Genomic DNA, 7132 nt, shown 5'->3' on the forward strand with positions numbered 1-7132 from the left:
TGGGGCGGTGGGAGGACAACTCGATCGATCTGTTCGGTGACGCCTACGAGTACCTGATGCAGATGTACGCGGCCAACGCCGGCAAGTCCGGCGGTGAGTACTACACGCCCCAGGAGGTCTCCGAGCTGCTGGCGCGCATCACGGTGGTCGGCAAGACACAGGTCAACAAGGTCTACGATCCGGCCGTCGGATCGGGGTCGCTGCTGCTGAAGTTCGACAAGGTGCTCGGCAAGAACAACGTCCGCCAGGGGTTCTACGGCCAGGAGATCAACCTGACCACGTACAACCTCGCGCGGATCAACATGTTCCTGCACGACGTCAACTACGCCGACTTCAACCTCGCCCACGGCGACACCCTGATCGATCCACAGCACTGGGACGACGAACCGTTCGAGGCGATCGTCTCCAACCCGCCCTACTCGATCAAGTGGGAGGGCGATGCCAACCCGCTGCTGATCAACGACGAGCGGTTCGCACCGGCAGGAGTCCTCGCGCCGAAGTCGAAGGCCGACCTTGCCTTCACGATGCACATGCTCAGCTGGCTGGCGGTCAACGGCACAGCGGCGATCGTTGAGTTCCCTGGCGTGCTGTACCGCAGCGGGGCGGAGAAGAAGATCCGCCAATACCTCATCGACAACAACTACGTCGACGCTGTCATCCAGCTTCCGCCGGACCTGTTCTTTGGCACGACGATCGCGACCTGCATCCTCGTGCTGAAGAAGTCGAAGAAGACCAGTGACGTGCTGTTCATCGATGCGTCGGCCGAGTTCAAGCGCGTTGGCAACAAGAACAAGCTGCTCGAGAAGCATCAGGAGAGGATCCTCGAGGCGTTCACGACGCGCGAGCTCGAGGACTACTTCACCGCCGTCGTGAGCAACGAGGACATCGCGGCGAATGACTACAACATCGCCGTGTCGTCCTTCGTTGAGGCAGAGGACATCCGCGAAGAAGTCGACATCACTGAGTTGAACGCCGATATCGCGCGCATCGTCACCCGCCAGGCCGAGCTCCGCACGGCCATCGACGAGATCGTGGCGGATCTGGAGGGCTCCAAGTGAGCCGCATCGACGATCTGATTCAGGAACTGTGCCCGGCCGGAGTGGAGTTTAAAGAGCTTGGGAGCTGTATGGCGCGGAACGTAGGCGGGGGTACACCGTCGCGTTCAAAACGTCAGTACTGGGACGGAGACGTGCACTGGGCTTCTGTCGGTGACATCACCGCGACAACGTTGAAGATTCGCGACACCCGGCAAACAATCACCGCAGAAGGGCTTCAGTCGAGTTCCAGCAATCTCGTCCCTGAGGGCTGGGTTGTTGTTGCTGTGAAGATCGTTCCTGGAGCAATGCGCGTTGTCGAGCAACCCATCGCAATCAACCAGGACATACGTGGGCTTCTTCTGAATGATGAACTCGACCCGTACTTCTTGACGTATTACTTCAAGACGCTCAGCGTCGTTGGGAACGGGACGATTGTCAAGGGGATCACGAATCAGACACTCATGCGAATTCGGATCCCCGTGCCGCCTCTCGAGGTGCAGCGCGAGATCGTGCGAGTATTGGATAAGTTCACCCAGCTGGAAATCGAGTTGGAAGCGGAGCTGGACGCCCGGCGCACCCAATACGATTACTTCTTCAGGAACTTGCTTTCATTTCGCGCAGGTGAAGCGAAGGAGCTCACGCTTGGCGACATTGGCCGAGTCGCGATGTGTAAACGTGTATTCAAGAGCGAGACAAGTGACAGCGGAGATGTGCCGTTCTTTAAGATCGGCACATTTGGTGGTACACCTGATGCATATATTTCACGAGAACTGTTCGACTCTTATCGTGAGAAATTCTCATTCCCGAGACGTGGTGATGTTCTAATCTCTGCAGCCGGAACGATCGGTCGCACTGTTGTCTATGACGGAGAGGCAGCCTACTTTCAGGATTCGAATATCGTGTGGCTTGACCATGACGAGTCGATCGCAACGAACGCCTATTTGAGACATTGGTACAAAGTGATCGAGTGGGTTACTGATGGCGGCACCATTAGGCGGTTGTACAATTCAAATCTACTACGGGCGCGAATCTTGGTGCCTCCGCGTGCAGAGCAGGATCGGATCACGAAGATACTCGATAGGTTCGACGCGCTCGTCAACGACATCCGCATTGGTCTCCCGGCTGAACTCGACGCGCGTCGCAAGCAGTACGAGTACTACCGCGACCGCCTGCTGACGTTCAAGGAGGCTGTCTAGATGAGAAGATTTCATGAGACGGTCGCGAGCTTGGCTGAGGAGGTATTACAGGGCCTTGCCGATTCGCGTACCGCTCTAATTTACGCACCGAATACGGTCGGCAAGACTCGGCTGGCGCAGCGCCTCAAGGAGCACAATCCAGAGGGTGTGGTCGTCTACAACTCCTTTGTCGAGGACGTATTCAGCTGGGATAACGAGCGTGTCGTATTCAAGATGAATCCGGAGGCCGAGCTGTTTGAAACTATCGTGACGCAGGGTCTTGATAGTGTGATTAGTGATAACTTTCAAAGCTTCACAAGCGGAAAAATTGAACCAAGGCTTGACTTCGAAAGTGGCGAGATTAGCTTTGGCATACACAAGGGGGATGATAGTTCGACGGACGGCATCAAAATATCACGAGCAGAGGAGAGCATATTTGTTTGGAGTGTATATCACTCTGTCTTGAACGACGTGATTGAGACGCTAAGCGATAGCCCCGACCTGCGTTCAACGACTGATTATGACCAGTTAACGCTCGCTGTCATAGATGACCCGGTGTCGTCAATGGATGATGTGCGTATCGTATCAGTGGCTCTCACACTGGCGGCGCTTATTAAGCGAGCATCAGAGTTGGACTTGAAGTTTGTGATCGCCACCCACCACGCGCTCTTCTTTAATGTTCTGTTCAACTCGCTCCGGCGGAAGACTGACCGAGCGTATATTCTTGCGCGAGACCCCATTGCCGGGTGGACGCTTGCTGGGCAATCAAAGGACTCGCCTTTCAGTTACCACCTCGGGATTATTAAAGATATTCAAGAGGCCATCTCCGCGAATGCGATTGAGCGAGCCCATTTCAACCAGTTCCGAGCATTGCTCGAGAAGACGGCCAACTTCCTCGGCCACACAGGAGGTTGGGGCGACCTGCTGGTCGGGCCGGACGCCGCCCTGGTGACTAAGATTCTCAATCTGTACAGTCACGACCGATTCGCTGATATCGACACCATCGACGTGGCCGAAGATTTCAAAGAAGCTTTTAGGAGTGAGTTTCAGGAGTTTCTGAAGACTTTCAGATGGGCGGCTGCCTCATGAGCGAGTTAGCGGCACGGAAGTTCGACCTGATCGCGATCTCTTCGGAGAGCACGGTTGTCGCGGAGTATGTTCACGATCCGTTGCAGGCTGATGCGTATCAGTCGGAGTCTGCACTCGAGAAGGAGATGATCCGACTCCTCGAGGAGCAGGCGTACGACTTCCTGCCATTCACCTCTGAGGCGGAGTTGGTCGCGAACGTGCGTGTGCAGCTCGAGAAGGTCAACAAGATGACCTTCTCGGATGCCGAGTGGGAGCAGTTCTTCACGACGAAGATCGCAGGTGCCAACGACGGCATCATCGAGAAGACCGTGCGCGTGCAGGAGGATCACGTCCAGATCCTCAGGCGCGATGATGGGACGACGAAGAACATCACGCTGATCGACAAGACGAACATCCACAACAATCGGCTGCAGGTCATCAACCAGTACGAGATCGGGCGTGGCGAGGGTGACGCCGGCGGGGGCGGCGCGAAGTATTCCAACCGCTACGACGTGACTGTGCTCGTCAACGGGCTGCCGATGGTGCACATCGAGCTGAAGCGTCGTGGTGTGGACATCCGCGAAGCGTTCAATCAGATCAACCGGTACCAGCGGGATAGCTTTTGGGCCGGTTCGGGCCTGTTCGAGTACGTGCAGCTGTTCGTGATCAGCAACGGCACGTTGACGAAGTACTACTCCAACAGCACCCGCAACCGGCACTTGGCCGAGCAGAAGAAGTCTGGCGGTGCGGGCAAGGGCAGGAAGACGAGTAACTCGTTCGAGTTCACCAGTTGGTGGGCCGACGCGAACAATAAGCCGATCACCGAGCTGACGGCGTTCGTGAAGACGTTCTTCGCGAAGCACGCGCTGTTGAACATCCTGACGAAGTACTGCGTGCTCACCGCGGATCGCGACTTATTGGTGATGCGGCCGTACCAGATTGTCGCGACGGAGCGGATCCTGCAGAAGATCCAGATCTCGACGAACTACAAGACGCTCGGCACACTCGATGCCGGAGGGTACGTCTGGCACACCACCGGCTCGGGCAAAACGCTCACCTCGTTCAAGGCAGCGCAGCTCGCCTCGAAGATGCCGAGTGTGGACAAGGTACTGTTCGTCGTGGACCGCAAGGACCTCGACTACCAGACGATGCGCGAGTACGACCGATTCGAGAAGGGCGCGGCGAACTCGAACACGTCCACTGCTGTGCTGAAGAAGCAGCTTGAGGACCGGGGTACGCGGATCATCATCACGACGATCCAGAAGCTGTCGACGTTCATCAAGGCGAACAAGGGCCACGCGGTGTTCTCGGGCCACGCGGTGATCATCTTCGATGAGTGCCACCGGTCGCAGTTCGGAGACATGCACACTGACATCACGCGGGCGTTCAAGAAGTACAACCTTTTCGGGTTCACCGGTACGCCGATCTTCGCTGCGAACGCCGGCAGCGGTGGCAACCCTCAGTTGCGCACGACCGAGCAGGCGTTCGGCGACAAGCTGCACACGTACACGATCGTCGACGCCATCACGGACAAGAACGTGCTGCCGTTCCGGATCGACTACATCAACACCATCAAGGTCGGAAACCCCGACGACTCACAGGTGTCAGCGATCGACCGCGAGCGAGCTCTCCTGGACGTGCGCCGGATCCGGGACGTCGTGGCATACACCCTGGAGCACTTCGATCAGAAAACGAAGCGCTCATCGAGCTACGAACACGCAGTCGTGACGAACGTCGCCGACTCGGTGCGGGGCCGGCGTCAGGCGGAGGCACTCAAGGAGCGGAAGCGAGTTCGAGGATTCAACGCGCTGTTCGCGACCGCGTCGATCGATGCCGCCCGCCGTTACTACAACCAGTTCCAGATGCAGATGGCGGAGCTTCCACCGGACAAGCGCCTGAAGATCGGGCTGATCTTCAGCTACGGCGCGAACGAGGCCGAGGCGGACGGCATCCTCGATGATGAAGCGTTCGACACCGATGCGCTCGACCGTGACACGCGCTCGTTCCTGGAAGACGCGATCCAGGACTACAACGACATGTTCGGGACCAGCTACGACACGAGCGCCGACCGGTTCCAGAACTACTACAAGGACCTGTCGCAGCGGATGAAAAACCGCGAGATCGACCTGGTCATCGTGGTGAACATGTTCCTCACCGGCTTCGACGCTGAATACACTGTTCGTCGACAAGAACCTGCGCGCCCACGGCCTGATCCAGGCATACTCGCGCACGAACCGCATCCTCAACTCCGTGAAGACCTACGGCAACATCGTCGCCTTCCGCGACCTCGAGGAAGAGACGAACGCCGCGCTGGAGCTGTTCGGCAACAAGGACGCCCGCGGCGTCGTACTGCTGAAACCGTACGGCGACTACTACGGCGAGTACGTCGACAAGGTCACCGAGCTGCTCTCGCGTTTCCCGGTCGGTCAGCAGATCGTGGGGGAGCAGGCGCAGAAGGACTTCATTCAGCTGTTCGGCGCGATCCTGCGGCTGCAGAACATCCTCACGTCCTTCGACGACTTCGACGGCAACGATCCGCTCACCGAGCGACAGCGGCAGGACTACACCAGCATCTACCTGCGGCTACGCGATGAGTTCACGCGCGATCGTGACGGCGACAGAGAAGTCATCAACGACGACGTCGTGTTCGAGATCGAGCTCGTCAAGCAGGTCGAGATCAACGTCGACTACATCCTCATGCTCGTCGAGAAGCTCCGCACCGAGAAAGGCGACGGCGACGACAAGGAGATCCGCGCCGAGATCACCCGCGCCGTCGACGCGAGCCCGACCCTCCGCAGCAAGCGCGACCTCGTCGAGGACTTCGTCGAGTCGGTGTCGCTGCAGGGCGCGGTCGATGAGCAGTGGCAGGCGTACATCGCCGCGAAGCGAGAGGCCGAGCTTCAAGAGCTCATCGAAACGCACAAGCTCAAGCTGGAGCAGACGCGGTCGTTCGTGGATGCCGCGTTCCGGGACGGCCAGCTGCGCACAGCGGGCACCGAGATCACCCGCATCCTGCCACCCGTGTCGCGGTTCAACCGCGAGTCCAACCATGGCGACAAGAAGAAGCGGGTCATCGAAGCGCTCTCCAGGTTCTTCGAGCGGTTCCGGGGACTTGCCACTGGGGGTGGGGAGCCTGGGGACTGAGGTCAGCACGAAGGGCGCTGGCGGCACAGCCGCTCACGCGCCACAATCTGCGCATTCAGCCAGGCACGCAAGGGTGCGGCATGTTCGAGCATCTCGGCCGGGCCGTTCAACCGTGCACCGCTTCGGCCACGGCCGTCTCGATCCGCGCGGCCAGGTCGTCGACGAGCTGCTGGCACAGCGTGATCCCGGCCGCACCGTCCTGCTCTTGCCGGCACTCGGACAAGCGTGCCTCGTCGATCGGGATCCGCTTGGCGAATCCACGAGTGGTGCTGACCTCGATGTACGCGCCGGTCTCACCGGGCCCGTCGGCTCCCAGCCGCATCTTCACAGGAGTGTCCCACGGGACGTCGGCCGTCTGCATCGCCGCGTTGCCGAAGTTGGACGCGCTCGTGTTGAACGGGCTGCTGATCATCAATGCCCCTCCTTCCTCGAATGCTCGGCGATCTCGCAGTGTGGCACCGTTCGGCGAAACCACCACCTCGCTCGGTGTGTCCGACGTTCCAATCTACATTGCAGGACGGCCCGCATCCCCGTCAGCACGCCACCTGGACAAGTGCCGGAGCCGTCTCGATCTCATCGCAGTTCGGCGCTTCGGCATCCTCACTCACTGCGATACAAAAGCCAGAGTCGTCGCTATCGGTATGATCTATCCAATTGCTCATGCGATAAGCGCTTATGCCGTTGTGCCTGGTCAGGCGCGGTTTGCTG

Annotated in this window: 4 protein-coding genes and 1 pseudogene; 4 read left to right on the top strand and 1 reads right to left on the bottom strand. The window is 58.9% G+C overall.

What is annotated here, in order from left to right; all coding sequences use genetic code 11:
* The 4 genes and pseudogenes from ACT3TZ_RS14785 to ACT3TZ_RS14800 all read left to right on the top strand — a co-directional run.
* The coding region (locus ACT3TZ_RS14785) for a type I restriction-modification system subunit M (RefSeq protein WP_444584184.1) at positions 1-1058 on the top strand (1058 nt) is incomplete at its 5' end.
* The gene (locus ACT3TZ_RS14790; protein WP_444584185.1) at positions 1055-2233 is read left to right on the top strand and encodes a restriction endonuclease subunit S; all 1179 of its coding nucleotides are present in this window, start codon (positions 1055-1057) and stop codon (positions 2231-2233) included. The genes ACT3TZ_RS14785 and ACT3TZ_RS14790, both read left to right, overlap by 4 nt.
* A complete protein-coding gene (locus ACT3TZ_RS14795; RefSeq protein WP_444584186.1) occupies positions 2234-3301 on the top strand; it encodes a hypothetical protein in 1068 nt (355 codons plus the stop codon).
* A 155-nt stretch (positions 3302-3456) separates the two neighbouring features.
* Positions 3457-6424: pseudogene (locus tag ACT3TZ_RS14800) on the top strand (type I restriction endonuclease subunit R, EcoR124 family); the annotation flags it as partial.
* Between the two features lie 106 nt (positions 6425-6530).
* On the opposite strand, the gene ACT3TZ_RS14805 reads toward ACT3TZ_RS14800, so the two are convergent.
* Positions 6531-6836 carry a hypothetical protein gene (locus tag ACT3TZ_RS14805; protein ID WP_444584187.1) on the bottom strand — a complete coding sequence of 102 codons (306 nt, stop codon included), beginning with the start codon at positions 6834-6836 and terminating at the stop codon, positions 6531-6533.
* Positions 6837-7132: the final 296 nt, after the last annotated feature.

Origin of the sequence: Brachybacterium sp. AOP25-B2-12, assembly GCF_052378625.1 — a bacterium.
Lineage (GTDB): Bacteria > Actinomycetota > Actinomycetes > Actinomycetales > Dermabacteraceae > Brachybacterium.

Bases quoted from the DNA above. Each gene is read 5' to 3' on its own strand.
- ACT3TZ_RS14805 (WP_444584187.1), bottom strand. From the start codon at position 6,836: ATGATCAGCAGCCCGTTCAACACGAGCGCGTCCAACTTCGGCAACGCG.
- ACT3TZ_RS14795 (WP_444584186.1), top strand. From the start codon at position 2,234: ATGAGAAGATTTCATGAGACGGTCGCGAGCTTGGCTGAGGAGGTATTA.